At 41.3% G+C, this 18,872-nt stretch carries 24 protein-coding genes and 1 riboswitch; of the genes, 18 read left to right on the top strand and 6 right to left on the bottom strand.

All coding sequences use genetic code 11. From position 1 onward, the window contains the following. Positions 1-70 precede the first annotated feature (70 nt). Genes RHM67_RS09115 through RHM67_RS09105 form a run of 3 tightly spaced genes read right to left on the bottom strand, consistent with a single transcriptional unit; the run spans position 71 to position 1,185 of the window. Positions 71-307, bottom strand: a complete 237-nt coding sequence (locus tag RHM67_RS09115; RefSeq protein WP_322231850.1) for a GDCCVxC domain-containing (seleno)protein — start codon at positions 305-307, stop codon at positions 71-73. Further along, the gene (locus RHM67_RS09110) at positions 304-576 is read right to left on the bottom strand and encodes a hypothetical protein (RefSeq protein ID WP_322231848.1); all 273 of its coding nucleotides are present in this window, start codon (positions 574-576) and stop codon (positions 304-306) included. The genes RHM67_RS09115 and RHM67_RS09110 overlap by 4 nt, the downstream gene beginning before the upstream one ends. Positions 577-579: 3 nt before the next feature. Next, entirely contained in the window at positions 580-1,185 is a 606-nt protein-coding gene (locus RHM67_RS09105; RefSeq protein WP_322231846.1) for a sigma-70 family RNA polymerase sigma factor, read from the bottom strand. Positions 1,186-1,563: 378 nt separating this feature from the next. Here RHM67_RS09105 and RHM67_RS09100 point away from each other — a divergent pair, with 378 nt between their 5' ends. The 6 genes from RHM67_RS09100 to RHM67_RS09075 all read left to right on the top strand — a co-directional run bounded on the left by RHM67_RS09100 (position 1,564) and on the right by RHM67_RS09075 (position 6,129). Beyond that, entirely contained in the window at positions 1,564-2,028 is a 465-nt protein-coding gene (locus RHM67_RS09100; RefSeq protein ID WP_322231844.1) for a hypothetical protein, read from the top strand. Positions 2,029-2,218: 190 nt separating this feature from the next. Then, positions 2,219-2,449, top strand: coding sequence for an ATP-binding protein (locus RHM67_RS09095; protein WP_322231843.1), 231 nt, complete (start codon positions 2,219-2,221; stop codon positions 2,447-2,449). Between the two features lie 339 nt (positions 2,450-2,788). Next, entirely contained in the window at positions 2,789-3,547 is a 759-nt protein-coding gene (locus tag RHM67_RS09090) for an AraC family transcriptional regulator (protein WP_322231842.1), read from the top strand. A gap of 209 nt (positions 3,548-3,756) precedes the next feature. After that, the gene (locus RHM67_RS09085; RefSeq protein ID WP_322231841.1) at positions 3,757-3,912 is read left to right on the top strand and encodes a hypothetical protein; all 156 of its coding nucleotides are present in this window, start codon (positions 3,757-3,759) and stop codon (positions 3,910-3,912) included. Positions 3,913-3,982: 70 nt separating this feature from the next. Then, positions 3,983-4,684, top strand: a complete 702-nt coding sequence (locus tag RHM67_RS09080; protein WP_322231839.1) for a hypothetical protein — start codon at positions 3,983-3,985, stop codon at positions 4,682-4,684. 227 nt (positions 4,685-4,911) lie between these two features. Further along, a complete protein-coding gene (locus RHM67_RS09075) occupies positions 4,912-6,129 on the top strand; it encodes an acyltransferase (protein WP_322231838.1) in 1,218 nt (405 codons plus the stop codon). 597 nt (positions 6,130-6,726) lie between these two features. Here the strand turns inward: RHM67_RS09075 and RHM67_RS09070 are convergent. Further along, positions 6,727-7,071, bottom strand: coding sequence for a four-helix bundle copper-binding protein (locus RHM67_RS09070; protein ID WP_322231837.1), 345 nt, complete (start codon positions 7,069-7,071; stop codon positions 6,727-6,729). A 108-nt stretch (positions 7,072-7,179) separates the two neighbouring features. After that, the gene (locus RHM67_RS09065; RefSeq protein WP_322231835.1) at positions 7,180-7,494 is read right to left on the bottom strand and encodes a sigma factor; all 315 of its coding nucleotides are present in this window, start codon (positions 7,492-7,494) and stop codon (positions 7,180-7,182) included. 318 nt (positions 7,495-7,812) lie between these two features. Here RHM67_RS09065 and RHM67_RS09060 point away from each other — a divergent pair, with 318 nt between their 5' ends. After that, positions 7,813-8,178, top strand: coding sequence for a chemotaxis protein CheB (locus RHM67_RS09060; RefSeq protein ID WP_322231833.1), 366 nt, complete (start codon positions 7,813-7,815; stop codon positions 8,176-8,178). 272 nt (positions 8,179-8,450) lie between these two features. Here the strand turns inward: RHM67_RS09060 and RHM67_RS09055 are convergent, their stop codons facing one another. Beyond that, positions 8,451-8,783, bottom strand: coding sequence for a helix-turn-helix domain-containing protein (locus RHM67_RS09055; protein WP_322231831.1), 333 nt, complete (start codon positions 8,781-8,783; stop codon positions 8,451-8,453). A gap of 68 nt (positions 8,784-8,851) precedes the next feature. Here RHM67_RS09055 and RHM67_RS09050 point away from each other — a divergent pair, with 68 nt between their 5' ends. The 11 genes from RHM67_RS09050 (at position 8,852) to tenA (ending at position 18,751) form a co-directional block, all read left to right on the top strand. Further along, complete coding sequence (locus RHM67_RS09050; RefSeq protein ID WP_322231829.1) at positions 8,852-9,970, top strand: polysaccharide deacetylase family protein; 1,119 nt, start codon at positions 8,852-8,854, stop codon at positions 9,968-9,970. A 16-nt stretch (positions 9,971-9,986) separates the two neighbouring features. After that, a complete protein-coding gene (locus RHM67_RS09045; RefSeq protein ID WP_322231827.1) occupies positions 9,987-10,472 on the top strand; it encodes a DinB family protein in 486 nt (161 codons plus the stop codon). 347 nt (positions 10,473-10,819) lie between these two features. Then, positions 10,820-10,907: riboswitch (TPP riboswitch) on the top strand. 58 nt (positions 10,908-10,965) lie between these two features. Beyond that, positions 10,966-11,169 carry a sulfur carrier protein ThiS gene (thiS, locus tag RHM67_RS09040; protein WP_322231826.1) on the top strand — a complete coding sequence of 68 codons (204 nt, stop codon included), beginning with the start codon at positions 10,966-10,968 and terminating at the stop codon, positions 11,167-11,169. Positions 11,170-11,186: 17 nt separating this feature from the next. Beyond that, the gene (gene thiC / locus RHM67_RS09035; protein ID WP_322231825.1) at positions 11,187-13,070 is read left to right on the top strand and encodes a phosphomethylpyrimidine synthase ThiC; all 1,884 of its coding nucleotides are present in this window, start codon (positions 11,187-11,189) and stop codon (positions 13,068-13,070) included. 1 nt (position 13,071) lies between these two features. Next, positions 13,072-13,671 carry a thiamine phosphate synthase gene (locus RHM67_RS09030; RefSeq protein WP_322231824.1) on the top strand — a complete coding sequence of 200 codons (600 nt, stop codon included), beginning with the start codon at positions 13,072-13,074 and terminating at the stop codon, positions 13,669-13,671. A gap of 7 nt (positions 13,672-13,678) precedes the next feature. After that, positions 13,679-14,335, top strand: a complete 657-nt coding sequence (locus RHM67_RS09025; RefSeq protein WP_322231822.1) for a thiamine phosphate synthase — start codon at positions 13,679-13,681, stop codon at positions 14,333-14,335. Between the two features lie 10 nt (positions 14,336-14,345). Continuing rightward, positions 14,346-15,113, top strand: coding sequence for a thiazole synthase (locus RHM67_RS09020; RefSeq protein WP_322231821.1), 768 nt, complete (start codon positions 14,346-14,348; stop codon positions 15,111-15,113). Further along, positions 15,106-16,221 (top strand): 2-iminoacetate synthase ThiH, encoded by a 1,116-nt coding sequence (gene thiH / locus RHM67_RS09015; protein WP_322231820.1) that lies wholly within the window; start codon positions 15,106-15,108, stop codon positions 16,219-16,221. The genes RHM67_RS09020 and thiH overlap by 8 nt, the downstream gene beginning before the upstream one ends. A gap of 2 nt (positions 16,222-16,223) precedes the next feature. Continuing rightward, positions 16,224-17,267, top strand: coding sequence for a HesA/MoeB/ThiF family protein (locus tag RHM67_RS09010; RefSeq protein ID WP_322231818.1), 1,044 nt, complete (start codon positions 16,224-16,226; stop codon positions 17,265-17,267). Between the two features lies 1 nt (position 17,268). Next, complete coding sequence (gene thiD / locus RHM67_RS09005; RefSeq protein WP_322231817.1) at positions 17,269-18,102, top strand: bifunctional hydroxymethylpyrimidine kinase/phosphomethylpyrimidine kinase; 834 nt, start codon at positions 17,269-17,271, stop codon at positions 18,100-18,102. Beyond that, the gene (gene tenA / locus RHM67_RS09000) at positions 18,089-18,751 is read left to right on the top strand and encodes a thiaminase II (protein WP_322231815.1); all 663 of its coding nucleotides are present in this window, start codon (positions 18,089-18,091) and stop codon (positions 18,749-18,751) included. Before thiD ends, tenA begins: the two co-directional genes overlap by 14 nt. Positions 18,752-18,872 lie beyond the last annotated feature (121 nt).

The raw sequence follows: 18,872 nt of genomic DNA, 5'->3' as shown, positions 1-18,872 counted from the left end.
TGCCAAAGCAAAAGCATCCAAAAGAAAGAAGTAATTATTAAAAAAACAAAAATTCAGCTTCCTCTTTTACCTATGCACAGCATCCAGGCTGGGTTGTTTCATTTGAATCATGACTCGGACATTTCACGGTACCATAGCTGCAAAATACACAGCAGTCCCCAGGTTGAGGTGTTAATATGGATTTACAACTTTCACATTCATAGAAAAAAAGGCAAGAGTCTAACGGCACCGATTCTTCTTTCTTATGACCGCAATTAGGGCATGAAAGAACTGATTTTAAAAGCGAAGCCGTTGAGTCCACTGTCATTTCTCTGTTAGTTTAGTGATAATTCGATCTTTCAGAGCATTATTTTCGACCAGGGGAATCGTTGTTGATGTGTCATCGCTGAGATGATGCTGGAGGAGTTTGTCGATCAGGAGGCTTTGTTTTTGATATGCCGTGCAGCCGTCGCACATAGTTATGTGCATGTGCAAGCGTACGTTTTCTTTCCATGAAAGCCCGACAAGTGATTTCTTTTCGATCAGCTCGGTTGCCTTCTTACAGGACAACATCAACCAATTCATTATTTTATGCATGATCTATACTTTAAACCAATTTATTTCAAGGCATTTCCTTAGTTGTAATTTTGCTCTATGAAGGATCTGCCAGAAATTAGTTGCCGCAATATCAAGTTCCTGACAAATGAGGTCGCCTTTTTTTTGCTCTATATATTTCAGATTAACTGCGACCCGCCATTGTTCAGGCAATTTACCCAGACAGGATGTTAAAACACCGTTAAATTCACGGTCATCCAAAAGGTGCCCCTCATCGTCGTGCCATGCTGACGGCTTTTCCTTATTTTTCCAACGATCATTTTCATCAAATAACTGATCGAAAATTGGGCTGTTACTTGTTTCGCTGCGTTCTTTTTCGGCAAGTTGCTGATATTTTTTACGGTAATGCGCCCTTATTTTATTGTTTAATATCGCTAAAAGCCAAGTCTTAGGCGTACTTTCTCCTCTGAATTTTTCGAACTGCTGATATGCGGTTAAAAATGTGTCCTGCACCAAATCTTCGGCAGATTCCTTACTGGAGGTTTTAAAAAATGCCCAGCTATACAAATTGTTGGTGTATAGTGTCACCCAAGACTCAATCAGTTGCGTCGTGTTGACAATCATTTGCAGGATCCATCTATTAAATTGCACTTAACTTTAAGCATAACGGGTAAAGAAAGACAAACCTATCTATATTTATCAGATCAGCGATAATTATTTTCAACTAATGAGTATGCGCTTTTGTGGAATTATAGAAATTTGCTACCCTAATAGTTATAGGTTTTTGGATTATTATTAAGAAATTTTAAAGCACACCCCGTTTTCACCATAGATCATCAAATAATAGGAAAACAGGGGGTGTTCTTACGGGCGGGCTAGCCCGCCGCCGGGCAATTTTCAAAATAAGGGTGATTACTTCAGTCTCCAGATTATTTTAAGCAGATCTATGAATACATTTACGATCAGTTTTCCGAGTTGTACTCCCTAACGGAAAGGGAGAAATATAACCTTATCCGTGTTGATAGCTCAATGGTGAGCGAAACGGTTGGCAAGCTGATGGAAGGATTGGATAACAAAAGCGGTAAAAGAGCGGTTAAATATAGTATTGCCTTTGATGGTGTATTGCCGTGTCATTCCGCTGTATTTACCTCTCAAAGCTATGGCAGTGAAGATTTCGCCTTGCCTGAGGTGGTAATGGGACACGTAAAGAAAGAAAGTAGTCATCGCAATATTTATATGATGGATAGAGGCCTGCAATCAATCAGGACGATGAAAGCGTTTCGTTCCAATGATATAACATTCATTTGCCGGGCTAAAGAAAACAAAAAGTTCGTTGAATTGGAGTCGTTTGTCAAGGAGGATCAGGATCTGGACTTAGGTAAATCCAGGCCAAAAGCATTTCTGTATTCAACCAATTGGGCGATATTTCCTGGGAAAACCAAAACAAAAAAGATCGCAACTATCCAACCAACTTTACCACCGTGCTTTTTGTAGTAAAATTAGACATAGCCCGAGTAGTATTTCCATAACTCTATATAAAATAACTACCAAATCCGGGTTTATGGGCAACCACGGTGGAACTTATGCTTAAAAAAAAACTTACAAAAGTAAGATGACCAATGCCTGCGAAAAGCAGAAACAGGCTGAATACGATAAGTGAGGTTTTTTGAGCTAACGTTGATCTTTGCATGGTTACCAGGCCTGTATGCTGGGCTACCGGGTATGGTACGCCAGTACACCTAAGTTGTTCGCTAAACTAAAAATGGCTAAAGCAGATGGTTCGTATCTCAAAGAGATCGCTAAGGTCGAAAGACAACAACTGCTGATACTGGATGACTTCGGTATCCAACCCTTTGATGCCCAAAGCAGAGCTGCACTGATGGAGATCATTGAAGATAGGCATGGTAAGACTTAGGCCCTTATAAAACATAGCGGATACCCCTTTGAATAGTCACTTTGTTAATCTTTTTTTGATTGGGATCTAAAAATAACCCAATAGCTTGCTTCATTTTTATGAAATCCTCCCTGGTAAGATATTAAATTAGGTATCTGTATTTCAATTAGTTATATTCAAAGATAATTTTTACTTCGTAAAACGAGGTGCTTACAAGCCCGTAAAATACAAGTATTAAATAAAACCTATCTGCAGATAATATCATTCGCAGTGTACCTGTTCACCAATTATCGTATGATCCAATATTCATTTTTTCCAACTGATCCACGTCTTTCCGAATATATATTTTCTTACGGGTTAATGGAGTTGCCTGCTGGGGCTACAGCGCCTTTAATTTCGCCGCCAAACGGTTTGACAGGCTTTTTGATCCGGGTAAAATGCGATAAAGATGGAGTGGTTGTCGGGAAAGACTTTAAGGGGAATCCGATTGCCCATCAACCAAGTTACGCAATTGGTCAAACCACCTATCCAATTACCGGCCATGCAGTTGGGCAGCTTACTTTCCTGGTCGTTTTCTTTCAGCCTATGGGTATGTACCAACTGTTTGGGTATAATACTGATGCAATAACAAATAAGTCGGTAGATCTGCTTGATTTTTTAGGCCAAAAGATCGGAGAGCGTTTAATAGCGGAGCTGGTTTTGGCCGATGACAGGGAACAGCAGCTTGAAATATTAAACAGCTTTTTTTTGAATCGAATCCCAATTGAAGACAATTGCGGCGATTTGAAAAAAGTATTGGTACTTATTCACGAATCACAAGGTGGTATCAGCATAATAAAGATTGCGGATAGCAGCGGAATAAACCGGAGAACGCTGGAAAGGCACTTCCATAAAAGAGTTGGTATAAGCCCTAAAGTGTATGTGCAGATTATCCGCTTTAAAAATGCGATGAATTACCTCCAGGCAAACCCGAATATAACATGGACAGAATTGACCTATAATAACGGGTTTTTTGACCAGGCCCATATGATCAGGTATTTTAAAGAATATCTTAAGGTTTCGCCCAACAACCTGGTAAAAATAGATTTAGACTTTATCAATTACCTGCTTAAACATTAAATACCAAACCCATAATGAGCAATGTCGCATTTGTACAATAACAAGGTTTTTATGATCGATATATTTAACCTGTTTATAACAAAAACAATTTTTTTGCGAAAACATTCCAAGTAATTTTAAAAAAACAGACTGTTAACATTTGGGCTTCAGAGCTATCAATCACTTATTACCTGTTTTTTAAAAATGAAAGTTATTATCAAATAAAAGACATGAAAAATCACCTTAAACTTTCGGCGCTTATAATTGCAAATAATTTGAAGCGGATGGGGATGGTGAAAAATACCGACCTATTCATTCCGGGCCACGACATGCTGGCATTTTCAACCTTTCCGAGTGTAATGAAAAGTATTGTACGATTAAAATAAAATATGCCGATTTTTTACCACCATACCTACTTGCTTTTAAGTCACTTTTATAATAAAAACCAAATCCATCATGGAAAAAACCTATCAAAATGTTAGCTACTTCGTAGTAGTTATCTTTGCATTCGTAATCTGGGGCTTTTACAGACCTTATTTCGGCCTGTTCCCATCCTTTAGCGGTGTAACTACCGTACAGCACTTTCATGGGCTGATGATGTTGAGCTGGTTTGCAATGCTAATTGTTCAGCCTTTTTTAATCCGTTATAAAAAATATGAGATGCACCGCAATTTAGGGAAAGTATCTTATGTGCTGATACCTTTGCTTTTGCTTTCGATCTTTTTAGTTACAAAAGGCCAATTTCAACGATTGGCACCTATCATCCCCAAAGAACAAAACCTGGGAAGCCTGGCATTGAACCTGCCAGATATTGTTGCTTTTGGAACCCTATATATTTTGGCTATGGTTTATAAAAAGAATAGCGCTTACCACATGAGGTACATGATAGCCACATCATTTTTATTGCTTGGCCCCGGAATAGGCAGGGCGATGATTATTTACGGTGGTATGCCATTCCCATTGGCACTGGAATATTCACTTTTATTAACGGATGCTTTGGCTATTGGATTTATTATATACGATGTGATTAATAAAAAGCCATATAGACCTTATTTGATTACGTTGGGAATCTTACTGGCCATGCATTTGATCTGGGAGTTCCAACTTTCGGCACCCTGGCAGGCTTTTGCAGGCAAGTTTGCACAACTGTTTTTTTAACCAGCATAATTCAAAACATGACACCATCAAATTCAGCGCACAACCCGCTTACATTAAAAGTAATTACTATAATAACCGCCTACTACCTAAGGCAGGCAGTTGACTTTTTTAAAATGTTAAACCATTGCTGAAGAGCCAATTGAAGTTTACAAAATATTCAAATGCAGCGCCGCTTAAAGTGATTCTCCTTTAAATCATAACTAATTTGTGCATACTAAACAATACCCATGCAAAAAACCATACGTTATTTAGCTAACCTTACGCCATTACGCGGCATAGCAGCATTGCTTACCGTATTTTTTCATCTCGATTTAACACTCGGTTCCGGTGGCGATTGCCTGGTAAAGTTTAACGACTCGATGATACTAAGCAGGATGTACCTAATGGTTGATTTCTTCTTTATTCTAAGCGGATTTATTATGTGCCACGTTTACAGTAAATGGTTTGCAGAGGCTATTAACGGCACACAATTTAAAAAATTTACCATCGCCCGTTTTGCAAGGATATACCCTATGCACCTGGTAACTTTGATATATACTATCATTCTGTTTTATATATCTTCCTTACTGCAGATACCTAAAGTGCCGGTACTTCAATCAGCTGATAGCGGCTACTCCGTTTTTACCAATCTGCTTTTGATACATTCTATGAATTTACATAATTGGTTTAGCTGGAACCACGCATCCTGGTCCATCAGTACGGAATGGTGGGCTTATATGGTATTTCCCTTTTTGGTTAAGCCAATTATGAAGCTTAAGCCGTCAGGAATAATAATGGTAATAGCGCTTTGTTTCATAGGCTACCTGGGGATAACTTATTATATCATTCCAATCATAACGGTGCCACCTGAATTGCCTTTTGTAAAAATAAATCCTGCAGCACTATCGCTTAACGTTGCCTACCAGTTTGGATTTTTAAGGTGTTTATGTGGCTTTACATTGGGCATGGCTATGTACCAATGTTATAAAGCGAGTTGGGGCGCCAAACTATTAAGTAATGGGTACGCAATAGCGATTATTGGCATTGGTGTTTTTACCTGCATGCACCTGGCTTTACCCGATGTGATTACCGTAGCTTTTTTCCCGTTGCTTTTGCTTTCGGGATCATACGGCAGTGCCGGAATCGATAAACTGTTCGCCCTTAAACCACTTCAACTACTAGGCGATTGGTCTTTTTCCATTTATCTTGTTCACGAGCCTTTGTTGTATACTATGGGTAGCATCACTGCTTACCTGCATCCCATAGGTAAAACGGTACAGGCAGGGCCGCCGCTTAAGCCAGATATGTCTACAGCCTGGCTCATTAGCATCGGCTTTATTGCGGTAACCATATTGGTATCTTCTTTAACCTATCGTTTTGTAGAAGTGCCTGCACGCAACTGGATAAACGGGCGTAGTAAGAAAGGGCAATCGGGTGGGATACAAATTAACGCCTCTATCGGGTAAAATGAAATTATTTATTTATTAAACAAAAAAGTAATTGATAATAAGTTGGTTAAATATTTATTGTTAATCACTATCCATGCTTTTCGTTTTTTGATACCTTTTGTATGAAACAATTTTTATAATATGATTATAATGCCCAATATGTTGCCTCATCCTGCTTTGCGGCCTGATAATAAGGGCATTAAAGCCATATCTGCCGTGTATAAAGCGAACTTAATACTGGAGGAACCGCCATTAATGCTCAATACAGTACCCTTGTTTGATCTCGCAATAGCAGGTTTTAAATGATGATAGTAGTATTGGGCAGGAAAAGAAATAATTTAAAGGCCTTTAATGTTTGATTGCAATTTTATGACCGTTAAACACTATTGACCATATAAGACATAAAAAGGTTAAAAGTTTTATATTATGAATAATTTATATACTATAAAGAAATTTGCATGCCTTCAACGAATAATGTATACTAACTGGGACGACATGGCAATTCGTATTTTTTTTATGGTTTTATAATTTGGTGTATGTTATTAATATAATTTCGAGATACAAATAATAATCGTAGTTGATAGTAACATCTTACCTGTCCTATTCAATAAGAGATTAATTCTGAGTAATTGGCTTGTGGTGGGCATGACAGGCATCGGCACAATCTTTACATGCCTGGGCACATTGCTTGCAATGTTCATGCTCATATTTACCACATTCTGCGGCGCACATCCTGCAAATTTCTTCACATATCAACAGGTATTGATGACCTATTTCTGAATCGCGTTTTAATAATCGTGCTGCCTGGATACAAATATCTGCACAATCCCGATCAAGGCTGATGCAACGGGCCATCATTTTAACATCTTCTTCTTTTAAGCAGCCGGTAGCGCAATTTTCGCAAGACAAAGCGCAATTTAAAAGTTTTTGAATAAGCTCGTGGTGATTTTGATGTAGCATAACTTTTTATTTAAGTGATTAATATATCATTGTTCTTACTAAAAGAATCATAGTAAAACGGGTCTGTATTTAAAATTAGATAAGCCGGTTAATTAGCTTATACCTTTTTCAAGTTTTGACTGCCGTTTTTGGTCGAATAATTTTACCCTTAACAGTATCTTTTATCAAATTTCTGGCAATAACAATCATCCAGGGCAGCAGCTTTCCATTTTGCTGGATATAAACATCGAAAGAGTTCCAGACTTTAATAAAGGTTTGCTCAAGCACAGCTTCAGCTTCTTTTTTTTCAGGAATAATGCGAATGATCACTAACAATAAAACCATAGCATACCTATCATATAGCACTTCAGCGCCCGCTCTGCTTTTTAATAAAATCAGCCGGACTAATTCTGCATCATCAACTCCCGGTTTTCTAATGATCATATCCTGTAATATATAAAAGCAATGTATCTAAAATGATGCCAGTAAAATTGCGATTTAAACTATTCCATTCCTGATAGCTTTGGGTAAGGCTTTTAACTATAAATACCCCCTGTTAAACGTCAATAAAATGCTCACTTTCAAAATATAGTTGTAAGTTTAATTTCACTCACTTTTTACCATCTCGGAATTTTTAAAAATTCTTATGCCGCTCTTTAAAGTCCTGACATACCGAAAGATGCCCCCCACCATATTATTGCTATTGGCGCCTCTGCTGGCGGCATGGAAGAAATCAATTCTTTTTTGACCACACGCCTTTAGATGGCGTATCCTATATCTTTGTGCAGCATTTATCTTCTGATTTTAAAAGCAGGATGGTTGAATTGCTGGCCAAGCACAGCAATTGTAGTTGAAGAAGCTAAAAATGGTATGCATGTAAAAAGCAACCAGGTGTATCTTATCCCCAGCGATAAGTTCATGACCATAAGCGATGATACATTATATTTAACAAACAAGGAAAAAGCTTCAGGCCCTCACTTTACTATAAATACATTTTTTAATTCCCTCGCGGCGGATTGCGGTACCAAAGCTATTGTTGTAGTGCTTTCTGGTTTAGGCAGTGATGGCACCCAAGGTAGACATTCCGGAGCCATTAATCACCTCATTCCGAAATTGCAGACAATTTGATCGCAACACTTTGACCATCTTATTTCATTGATTATTAATTGGAACTTTTTTAATGGATTACACAAATCGGTGCTCTATATCCTACGGAATCGCCTGGTCAAGCAATCCGGAATTTCCACTTAGCGTAAACGCCTACATATTACCGATATACTACATAATTGCAATAAGATCATTTCGACCCGAAAACCATCATTGGGAATTCGGTAATTCAGTTTTTCGTTTGCTGAGTAATTAAGTCATTAACTAAATTCTTTCGGGCTGATTGGTCGTGATTAGTTCTTTTGCATAACCGGCAAAAGATTTAATTCTTCTACGGCCTTAAAAATCGGAATAAATTCTATGCCCAGCTCGGTAAGACGATATTCAACATGCAATGGCTTCAATTTAACTATCGTTCGTTCAAGAATACCACTTCCTTCCAATTCACGTAAGGCATTGGTGAGAGCCTGCCTGGTAGCTTCAGGTAATAATTTCATTATCTGACCAAACCGGACAGGGCCTTGAGTTGCATATCTGAAAATGCAGGGTTTCCATTTCCCGGTTAACATTTTTAATAAATATTCTTTGGGGCAATGCAGAGTTAGATCGGTTTTTTCGGTAGTCATAAAAATTTGACTTATTGTGGGTGCTGGCTTTCTTGCTTTACTTTGAGGCGAAGTCAAATCATTCCCATATGTCAGCTATAAAGATAAAGTTTTCAACGTTCATTAAATTCAGACAGTTCATTTTAGTACTAGGCTTACTATTGAATTGCTTTTCAAACGAATTGCATAGCCAGGTCCCGCAAACCTATGCGGAAAAATTGGGGTGGAAAAAAGGCGACAAGGTGATCCTTTTTCATGTTGACGATGCCGGAATGTCGTATGATTCGAATCGGGGCGTAATCTGTGCACTTGAAAAAGGTCTAGCAACTTCTCTCAGTGTGATGATGCCTTGTCCTTGGATGCCCAACATGATTCATTATCTCAGCCAACATCCAAATTTAGATGCAGGTCTTCACCTTACACTTACTTCTGAATGGAAAGAATACCGTTGGGGTTCTGTTTCCGGAGTCAATAAATCTCCCGGTTTATCAGATAATGAGGGCGCTTTATGGAACAATGTTGCAGATGTGCTCAGCCATGCTTCGCCGGATGAGATAGAAGCTGAAATAATGGCTCAACTGTCACGTGCAAGAAAAATGGGTTTTAACCCAACCCACTTGGACACCCACATGGGTACATTGTGGGCCTCTCCAGAATATCTTGAGCGATATATTAAAGTAGGCATTAAAGAACATATCCCAATTTTATTTTCAGCAGGAGGCAATACCTTTTTGCGGCAGGAACTTGGAAAAGGACCGCTTGCCGGACTGAACACGCTGGTAAAAGGAACCGGGAATAAAAACTATGATACCACGGCCGTAATGAAAGCCATTCAAGATACCGGAAAAAGGATATGGAACGGAGGTCTGGCGGTGGTAGATGACTTGTACCTTTTAAGTTATGACTGGAAACTGCCTGCTGGCATAGAGCCCACCGATGACAACCTAAGGAAATTCAAAACCGAAAAATATAAGGCTTTGCTTCAATCTGTAAAACCGGGAATAACCGTCATACTAATTCACTGTACCAATGCAGGAGGACAATTTAAGTACATAAGTGATTCTGGCAATACCAGAAAGGGCGATCTGCTGGCAATGACCGATCCTGAATTAAAGGAATTTATAGGGCAGCGGGGATTTATTTTAACAACCTGGCGGGAATTACAGGAAAGAAGAGATCATCTGGGCAAAGTGGATACTGATCGCTAAAAATTAAATTACGGATATGCAAAAAGGCATCGAAAGAATAAAAATGACGAGGGTTTACTTGTTAAATCTAATTGAAGGCTTAACTACTGTACAATTAAATGAAGTACCGGTGGGTTATAACAATAATATCATCTGGAATCTGGGCCACCTGATTGCGAGCCAGCAAAGTATCTGCTATCTGCGCTCAGGCTTGAAAATATTTATTGATGAAGAATATTTAGCATCATACAAGCCTGGGACAACACCAAATAAATTGGTGACGAGTGCAGAGGTTATCCGAATGAAAAAGCTTTATATAACCGCAATAGATCAATTTGGTAAGGATCATGAAGAAGGCTTCTTTTCAAATCACCCTCATTGGAAAACAAACTACGGGATCGAAGTTGCTAATATTGAAGAAGCAATATCATTTGTTCTGTTCCACGAAGGTCTTCATGTAGGTTATATGATGGCTTTAAGACGCCTTTTAATCAGTGAAATTCCAGCTACAAACAGTCAATAAACTTGTTTGTAGCTGAAGCCACCCTATAACGCTTTTAATTCAACTACGATTATTTCGTTTCCATAAAGGTCGAGACAATGGAATATTTATAGTCGGGCGTATTAACCTGGAGATTCCGGAGCCATTGACCATGCGATTCCGTGCGCCTCAGAGCACCTATTTATGTAAACAGGTAGAAAAAATGAAATTAATAATCAAGGATTTAATATGGTCAAAGTGTTCCGGAATCGTCTGCCTGACATTCCGGAATGAGGTGTCAATGGCTCCGGAATCTCCACTAAGGTCGACCAAGGACTAAGAACATTTCATAGATTATTTTTCTTTTGAAACTTATTCTATACATTTACAAAAAACTTTAGGGGTGCCTTGTGCTGAGAAATACCCTTTGAACCTGATGCAGTTAGTACTGACGAAGGGAAAAGTAGAACAACCCTCGTGTTGTTTACCAATCCTCTAACGGGTCCATTCCTACAGTTTAATAAATTTAAACAGGATGGAAATCACCGTAAATCAACAAACTTATTCTGTTTCAGAAATTTGCTCTCTTCAGCAAATGCTTGATACCATCCTTTTGCAGCCAGTTAAAGGAATTGCTATTGCGGTTAACCAGGATATCATTGCTAAGAGTTATTGGCCTACCCATTCCCTAAAACCAGGCGATAACCTCACCATTATCAAAGCAACCCAAGGCGGATAAATAAAGCAAACCCAATTATGAAAACTGAAAAAATTCCAAACGAACAAGTGATCAGCCGAACGCCGTTTCCGGCATCACGCAAAGTGTATGTTAAAGGGCAGCTTCATAACATTGAAGTGGCCATGCGCGAGGTAAGCCTGAGCGAAACCAAATTACATGGCCGTTTCGGCGAAACCGAACCGAATGCACCCGTAACTATTTACGATACCAGCGGCCCCTTTACTGACCCTGATATTGAAATAGATGTAAAACAAGGTTTACCACGCCTACGTGAGAAATGGATCGTTGACCGGGGTGATGTAGATCAATTGAAGGCAATTTCCTCCGATTACGGAAACCTGCGGGCCAATGACCAAAACCTGGATGCTTTAAGGTTTGCACATATTAGTAAACCGTATAAAGCCAAGCCGGGTATGAATGTATCGCAAATGCATTACGCCCGAAATGGGATCATCACGCCCGAAATGGAATATATCGCCATTCGTGAAAATCAGCGTATTGATTTGTTAAAGGAACAATTGAACGGCCAATATGAGGTGATGTCGCACCAGCATCCGGGCCATAGTTTTGGTGCGAACACGCCAAAGGGATATATCACACCGGAATTTGTACGTCAGGAAGTAGCCTGTGGCCGCGCAGTCATCCCCTCTAATATCAATCACCCCGAAAGCGAGCCAATGATCATTGGGCGTAATTTTCTGGTGAAGATCAATGCCAACATCGGTAACTCTGCCGTTACATCCAGTATCGAAGAAGAAGTAGAGAAAACAGTTTGGGCCTGCCGCTGGGGCGCGGATACCATCATGGACCTCTCTACTGGTAAAAACATCCACGAAACCCGGGAATGGATCATCCGTAATTCCCCTGTACCGATCGGTACCGTTCCAATTTACCAGGCCTTAGAGAAAGTAAATGGCAAAGCCGAAGACCTGACCTGGGAGCTTTTCAGAGACACCCTGATCGAGCAAGCCGAACAAGGTGTAGATTATTTCACGATCCATGCAGGCGTACTGTTACGTTACGTGCCGCTTACTGCTAAGCGTATCACCGGGATCGTATCGCGCGGCGGTTCCATTATGGCGAAATGGTGCTTAGCGCACCATAAAGAGAATTTTCTGTACACGCATTTTGAAGAGATCTGCGAGATCATGAAAGCGTACGACGTGGCCTTTTCTTTGGGTGATGGTTTAAGACCCGGTTGTATTGCCGATGCCAACGATGCCGCGCAATTTGGTGAACTTGAAACATTAGGCGAACTGACCAAAATTGCCTGGAAGCACGATGTGCAAACCATTATTGAAGGCCCCGGACATATCCCGATGCATATGATCAAGGAAAATATGGATAAACAGTTAGCACATTGTGGTGAAGCACCATTTTATACCTTAGGACCTCTGACTACCGATATCGCACCGGGGTACGACCATATTACCTCGGCTATCGGCGCGGCGATGATCGGCTGGTTCGGTACGGCGATGCTTTGTTACGTCACCCCTAAGGAACACTTAGGGCTGCCTAACAAAAAGGATGTAAAGGATGGGGTGATTACCTATAAAATTGCAGCACACGCGGCCGATCTCGCCAAAGGTCATCCGGGAGCGCAATACCGTGATAACGCCTTAAGCAAAGCGCGTTTTGAATTCCGTTGGGAAGACCAGTTTAACCTGTCTCTTGACCCGGACACGGCCAGGGAATTTCATGATGAAACTTTGCCAGCCGACGGTGCCAAGGTCGCTCACTTCTGCTCCATGTGCGGGCCAAACTTCTGCTCAATGAAAATCACGCAGGACGTACGCGACTATGCTAAGGAGAATGGTATGGGTGAAACGGATGCCTTGTCGAAAGGCATGGAAGAAAAATCGAAAGAGTTTTTACAAAAAGGCAGTGAGATCTATTTATAATATGGAACTGATCGTCATTTCAAATCCGACACCTCTTATTGATGAACCGATACTCATCAATAACCTGTTTATGGCGGGCTTGAAATGTTTTCATCTCCGGAAACCGGAAAGCGATATCCGGTCAGTAAAAGATTTATTGAACGGCATCGCACCCCGATTTTATGAGCGCATCGCCTTGCACCAGTATCATGAGATCGCGGCTGAGTATGGAATCAAAAGATTGCATTATACCGAAATGATGAGAGAAGCGTCAAACTCTGAGAAATGGAGAAGTCAACTTGATGATGGGTTTAGGTTAAGCACATCCATTCATGATGTTTCGCTACTTCACGATTTAATGAATTTTGATTATGTTTTTTACGGGCCTGTGTTCGATAGTATATCAAAGCCTGGCTACCAAAGTACATTAGACGCTGATTTTAAACTGGATAAAGCCAATATCAAACCTAAAGTGATCGCTTTAGGGGGAGTTGAAATATCCAACCTAACAAAACTTAAAATGATGGGGTTTGATGGCGCTGCAGTATTAGGTACGCTTTGGAATGAGCCGAATAAAGCTGTAGAGTGCTTTATTCAATTAAAAGAAAACTTGCCAGATTAAATATAACATGAATACCATAATTGATAAATTACATTATATTTCGCAGCAGCCTGAAAATGATTCTCACTTGACTGCCATCAGCCAAGCCCTCGAAGCCGGCTGCAAATGGGTGCAGCTCCGTGTAAAAAACCAGCCCGTTAATGTTATTTTGGAATATGCCATAGAAGCAAACAGGTTATGCAAGCAGTATGGTGCTAAACTGATCGTAAACGACCACCCAGAAATCGCACTAAAAGCGGGAGCCTATGGCGTTCACCTGGGTCTGCAGGATATGTCGGTCGCTCAGGCAAGGCGTATTGTCGGTCAAAAACTGATCATTGGCGGAACCGCGAATACTTTTCAGCATGTACAGCAAAGGGTGGCTGAAGGTGTCGACTATATTGGTTGCGGCCCTTACCGGTTTACGACGACTAAAGAAAAGCTAAGTCCAATTTTAGGGTTAGACGGCTTTAAGTCTATTGTAAAACAAATGCATGCCGCAAGCATGACCATTCCGATTATCGGTATCGGAGGCGTATTGCCTGAAGATATCACCGCGCTCATGGATGCCGGGCTTTATGGAGTTGCAATGTCCGGCGCAATCACTAGGGCGGCAGACCCGAAAGCTATTGTTGAACATAGCTACCAACGGTTGAATGTCCCACCCATCAATGAACTTATTTAAACTAAAAACCATGTTAACCATAGCTGATAAAACTTTTAACTCCCGTTTGTTTACCGGTACCGGCAAATTCAGTTCTTCCGTTTTAATGGAAGAAGCCCTGCTCGCCTCATGCTCGGAACTGGTCACCGTAGCACTTAAACGGGTGGATATGAAAAATAACGATCAGGACGACTTACTGATCCGACTAAAATACCCTCATATTAACCTGTTGCCCAATACCTCGGGCGTACGTACGGCCAAAGAAGCAGTATTCGCGGCACAATTGGCCAGGGAAGCATTAGAAACCAACTGGATCAAGCTGGAGATCCACCCTGACCCTAAGTATCTGATGCCTGACCCTATCGAAACCTTAAAAGCGACTGAAGAACTGGCCAAATTAGGATTTATAGTTTTACCCTACATTCATGCCGACCCGGTTTTATGTAAAAGGCTGGAAGATGCAGGTACTTCAGCGGTTATGCCTTTGGGTTCGCCCATCGGTAGCAACAAGGGGCTAAAGACCATTGACTTTTTAGAGATAATTATTAGCCAGAGCAATGTACCTGTGATCGTGGATGCCGGTATCGGCTCACCATCTGATGCGGCATGGGCGATGGAGATCGGTGCCGATGCCGTTTTGGTTAATACTGCTATTGCGGTTTCGGGTAACCCTGTACAAATGGCTGTGGCATTTAAAATGGCTGTAGAAGCCGGACGGATAGCGTATGAAGCCAAACTCGCTTTACCGGTAACCTACGCAGTAGCAAGCAGCCCTTTAACCTCGTTTTTAGATGAATAACTTTAGCGATATTTTCAAAACCTATAACTGGGATGAAACCAAAGCCAGCATCTACGCTAAAACGAGCGCTGATGTAGAACAGGCATTAACTGTGAGAAAACGGACACTGGAAGACTTTAAGGCGTTGGTGTCTCCTGCGGCGGCACCATACCTGGAGCAAATGGCGGCTATCAGCCAGCAATTGACCCTAAAGCGTTTTGGTAAAGTAATACAAATGTATGTACCGCTTTACCTATCCAACGAGTGCAAAAATATTTGCACCTATTGTGGCTTTAGCTATGATAATAAGGTAAAACGTAAAACACTTTCGCCGGTGGAGATCATGCAGGAAGTTGCGGTTATCAAGGCGATGGGCTATGACCATGTGTTGTTGGTAACAGGCGAAGACAACGAGACTGTACATGTAGATTATTTTAAAAAGGCACTGGACCTGATCCGTCCGCACTTCGCGCATATATCAATGGAAGTGCAACCGCTTGACCTGGAAGATTACCTGCAACTAACCCCTTATGGCTTAAATACAGTGCTTGTCTACCAGGAAACTTATCACCAGGACGATTATAAAAAACATCATCCTAAAGGAAAGAAATCCAATTTTCAGTACCGTGTGGATACCCCGGACAGATTGGGTCAAGCCGGGATTCACAAAATGGGCTTAGGCGTTTTGATTGGGTTAGAAGACTGGCGCACCGACTGTTTTTTTACGGCATTGCACCTCAGTTACCTGGAGAAAAATTACTGGCAGACTAAGTATAGCTTATCCTTTCCACGGTTAAGGCCCTTTAGCGGGGGATTAGAGCCTAAAGTAGAAATGAGTGACCGTGAACTGGTACAACTGATCTGCGCATACCGGATATTTAACGAAGAGGTAGAACTTTCCATGTCCACGCGGGAATCTGAAAATTTCAGGAACAACATCATCAAGTTAGGTATCACCAATATCAGTGCGGGATCAAAAACCAATCCCGGCGGATACGCGGTTGAACCGGGATCATTGGAACAATTTGAGATCAGCGACGAACGCAGCCCTGAACAAATCGCACAAGTCATCAGGTCGCAAGGTTACGAACCGGTTTGGAAAGATTGGGATAACAGTTTAGCGCAATAGGCATGTTAAAAGGCGAAGAACTCAAACGTTACAGCAGGCAGGTCATTTTGCCAGAGATCGGAATAACCGGGCAGGAAAAACTAAAGAACGCCAAAGTTTTGATGATCGGCGCAGGCGGTTTAGGCTGCCCTGTATTACAGTACCTGACTGCCGCCGGGGTTGGTGAGATTGGCATAGTCGACGATGATGTTGTTGATATCAGCAACCTGCACCGGCAGATCTTATATGGGGTGAACGATGTTGGCGGTTTAAAGGCGGCTCTTGCCAAAGAAAAACTCGAAAAGCTCAACCCGCATGTTTTTATTACCGCTTATCCGGTGCGCTTCACATCGGCTAACGCTGAAGATATTTGCGCGCCTTATGACCTGGTGATCGATGGTTCCGATAATTTTGGAACACGTTATCTGGTCAATGATACCTGCGTGGCTTTAAAAAAGCCGCTAGTATTTGGCTCTATATTTAAGTTTGAAGGCCACGTATCTGTGTTCAATTACCAGGATGGGCCCGATTACAGGGATGTATTTCCCGAAGCGCCACCTGCCGATGAAGTACCTAATTGTGCCGAGATTGGGGTAATGGGTATTTTACCCGGTATTATCGGCACCTATATGGCTAACGAAGCTATCAAGATCATTTGCGGTATCGGCGAAACGCTGTCGGGTAAATTAATGACCATGAATGCGTTGGATAACACGACCGGTATTTTCAAGATTGGAAAACAGCAAAACGAAGTTAAAGCAGCGGATATAATACCTATCTCGACTATTCCAGATGAAATCACGATGGATCAATTGAATAATTGGCTAAGCGAATCTGCAGATGAGATATACCTCATTGATGTGCGTGAATCGTATGAGTTTGAAGACTATAATATCGGTGGGATCAACGTTCCTTTATATGAATTGAAAGATCGTATCGAAGAGTTGCCTACGGATAAAAAATTGATATTTTATTGTCAAACTGGGCAGCGCAGCAAAATGGCGATCCAGTTACTAAAGCCTTTGTACAAAGGCGTGATGTATAATTTAAAAAACGGGGTGATCTAAGATGAGCAAATATAAATACCCGGTTGTATTGAGCATTGCCGGATCAGACAGTGGTGGTGGGGCAGGTATACAAGCCGATCTGAAAACGATGAGTGCCCTGGGATGTTTTGGAACCACAGCTATTACGGCGGTTACGGTACAAAACACCTTGGGCGTTAGCGGTATCCATCCTATTCCGGTTGATTTTGTAAAAGCACAGATCAAAGCGGTTATGGATGATTTGAAACCTTCTGCAATTAAGGTAGGTATGGTACACAGCGCTGAACTGGCTATTGGTATTGCTGAAGCCTTGAGCCATTATCCAAATGTACCGGTCATTTTTGACCCGGTAATGGTAGCGACCAGCGGAGACCGTTTGCTCGCTGTCGACACCGTAGAAACTTTAAAAGAACATTTATTTTCTATAGCCTGCTTAGTCACACCCAATTTGGACGAAGCGGTTATTCTAGCCGGAATGGAGATCAAAACTATTGGGGACGTGAAAGAGGCTGCGGTACGGATCATGCGCTATGGCTGCAACGCCGTGCTAATCAAGGGCGGCCACTTTAAAGGTCCTGATCTGTTCGATGTTTATCTTAATAAAGACGGTAATGAGCGCATTTATAGGTCAACTGCCGTTGATACCATCAATACCCATGGAACGGGATGCAGCCTGTCATCCGCTATTGCTTCTTTTATTGCGTTAGGTAATGATCTGAATATTTCCATATCGAACAGTAAGAAGTATATCCAACAGGCAATTGAGCAAGGTAAGGATGTAAAGACCGGCGAAGGTCACGGGCCGTTGAATCACTTTTTTGATCCTCAAAAATTAGTTAAATATGAAATGGAGTGAAGCCGCCTGGCAGGAGGCAACCCCTGTATACAAAAAAATCATCGCGATGCCATTCATCACGCAAATGATCAATGGAACGCTGGACACACAAAAATTTCAGTTTTACATCGCACAGGATTCCCATTATCTCGAACATTTCGGTCGTACCCTGTCTTTAATTGCTGCGCGGGCACACCGGGTTGAACATGTGCTGGATTTTATCCGTTTTGCCGAAGGGGCTATCGTGGTCGAAAACGCCTTACATGCCGGGTATTTTGCAGCATTAAACATAGGTGATAATATACCTTTATCCCCGTCGTGCCATCATTACACCAGCTACCTGTTAAAAGAAGCATCCTTGTCTGCGGTTGAGATAGCCATGGCGGCCGTATTACCTTGTTTTTGGATATACAGAACTGTTGGCGATTTTATCTATGAACACCAAAACAGCTCAAATAATCCCTATCAAAACTGGATCGATACTTATACCGGGGAGGAATTTGGTTTATTGGTGGCGAAGGCCGTTGGTATTTGTGACGAAGTTGCTGTGACTTGTACCCCGATGCAGCAACAATTGATGACCAATGCTTTTATGACATCTTGTAAGCTGGAGTATATGTTTTGGGATAGCGCCTGGCGGCTGGAAAATTGGGATATAAAATCTGTTTAAAAAAAGCAGGATAAAAGCTAAGCAGTACATTAATGTAAAATGGAAACGATTGAAACAGTAAATATTACCTATATATTGAATTGTTTTTGCCGGAAGCTTTCAAGATCGATCTATGGATGAT

This window comes from Mucilaginibacter sp. 5C4 (assembly GCF_034345625.1).
Lineage (GTDB): Bacteria > Bacteroidota > Bacteroidia > Sphingobacteriales > Sphingobacteriaceae > Mucilaginibacter > Mucilaginibacter aurantiaciroseus.
This window is presented reverse-complemented; position numbering and strand designations above follow the sequence as displayed.

Excerpts from the sequence above, each read along its gene's own strand:
- RHM67_RS09025 (WP_322231822.1), top strand. The coding sequence starts at position 13,679 with ATGAATACCATAATTGATAAATTACATTATATTTCGCAGCAGCCTGAA.
- RHM67_RS09090 (WP_322231842.1), top strand. The coding sequence starts at position 2,789 with ATGGAGTTGCCTGCTGGGGCTACAGCGCCTTTAATTTCGCCGCCAAAC.
- thiH (WP_322231820.1), top strand. The coding sequence starts at position 15,106 with ATGAATAACTTTAGCGATATTTTCAAAACCTATAACTGGGATGAAACC.
- thiC (WP_322231825.1), top strand. The coding sequence starts at position 11,187 with ATGAAAACTGAAAAAATTCCAAACGAACAAGTGATCAGCCGAACGCCG.
- RHM67_RS09070 (WP_322231837.1), bottom strand. The coding sequence starts at position 7,071 with ATGCTACATCAAAATCACCACGAGCTTATTCAAAAACTTTTAAATTGC.
- tenA (WP_322231815.1), top strand. The coding sequence starts at position 18,089 with ATGAAATGGAGTGAAGCCGCCTGGCAGGAGGCAACCCCTGTATACAAA.
- RHM67_RS09050 (WP_322231829.1), top strand. The coding sequence starts at position 8,852 with ATGTCAGCTATAAAGATAAAGTTTTCAACGTTCATTAAATTCAGACAG.
- RHM67_RS09075 (WP_322231838.1), top strand. The coding sequence starts at position 4,912 with ATGCAAAAAACCATACGTTATTTAGCTAACCTTACGCCATTACGCGGC.
- RHM67_RS09020 (WP_322231821.1), top strand. The coding sequence starts at position 14,346 with ATGTTAACCATAGCTGATAAAACTTTTAACTCCCGTTTGTTTACCGGT.
- RHM67_RS09085 (WP_322231841.1), top strand. The coding sequence starts at position 3,757 with ATGAAAAATCACCTTAAACTTTCGGCGCTTATAATTGCAAATAATTTG.
- RHM67_RS09100 (WP_322231844.1), top strand. The coding sequence starts at position 1,564 with ATGGTGAGCGAAACGGTTGGCAAGCTGATGGAAGGATTGGATAACAAA.
- RHM67_RS09080 (WP_322231839.1), top strand. The coding sequence starts at position 3,983 with ATGGAAAAAACCTATCAAAATGTTAGCTACTTCGTAGTAGTTATCTTT.
- RHM67_RS09110 (WP_322231848.1), bottom strand. The coding sequence starts at position 576 with ATGCATAAAATAATGAATTGGTTGATGTTGTCCTGTAAGAAGGCAACC.
- RHM67_RS09115 (WP_322231850.1), bottom strand. The coding sequence starts at position 307 with ATGACAGTGGACTCAACGGCTTCGCTTTTAAAATCAGTTCTTTCATGC.
- RHM67_RS09055 (WP_322231831.1), bottom strand. The coding sequence starts at position 8,783 with ATGACTACCGAAAAAACCGATCTAACTCTGCATTGCCCCAAAGAATAT.
- RHM67_RS09065 (WP_322231835.1), bottom strand. The coding sequence starts at position 7,494 with ATGATCATTAGAAAACCGGGAGTTGATGATGCAGAATTAGTCCGGCTG.
- RHM67_RS09030 (WP_322231824.1), top strand. The coding sequence starts at position 13,072 with ATGGAACTGATCGTCATTTCAAATCCGACACCTCTTATTGATGAACCG.
- RHM67_RS09060 (WP_322231833.1), top strand. The coding sequence starts at position 7,813 with ATGGCGTATCCTATATCTTTGTGCAGCATTTATCTTCTGATTTTAAAA.
- thiD (WP_322231817.1), top strand. The coding sequence starts at position 17,269 with ATGAGCAAATATAAATACCCGGTTGTATTGAGCATTGCCGGATCAGAC.
- thiS (WP_322231826.1), top strand. The coding sequence starts at position 10,966 with ATGGAAATCACCGTAAATCAACAAACTTATTCTGTTTCAGAAATTTGC.
- RHM67_RS09045 (WP_322231827.1), top strand. The coding sequence starts at position 9,987 with ATGCAAAAAGGCATCGAAAGAATAAAAATGACGAGGGTTTACTTGTTA.
- RHM67_RS09010 (WP_322231818.1), top strand. The coding sequence starts at position 16,224 with ATGTTAAAAGGCGAAGAACTCAAACGTTACAGCAGGCAGGTCATTTTG.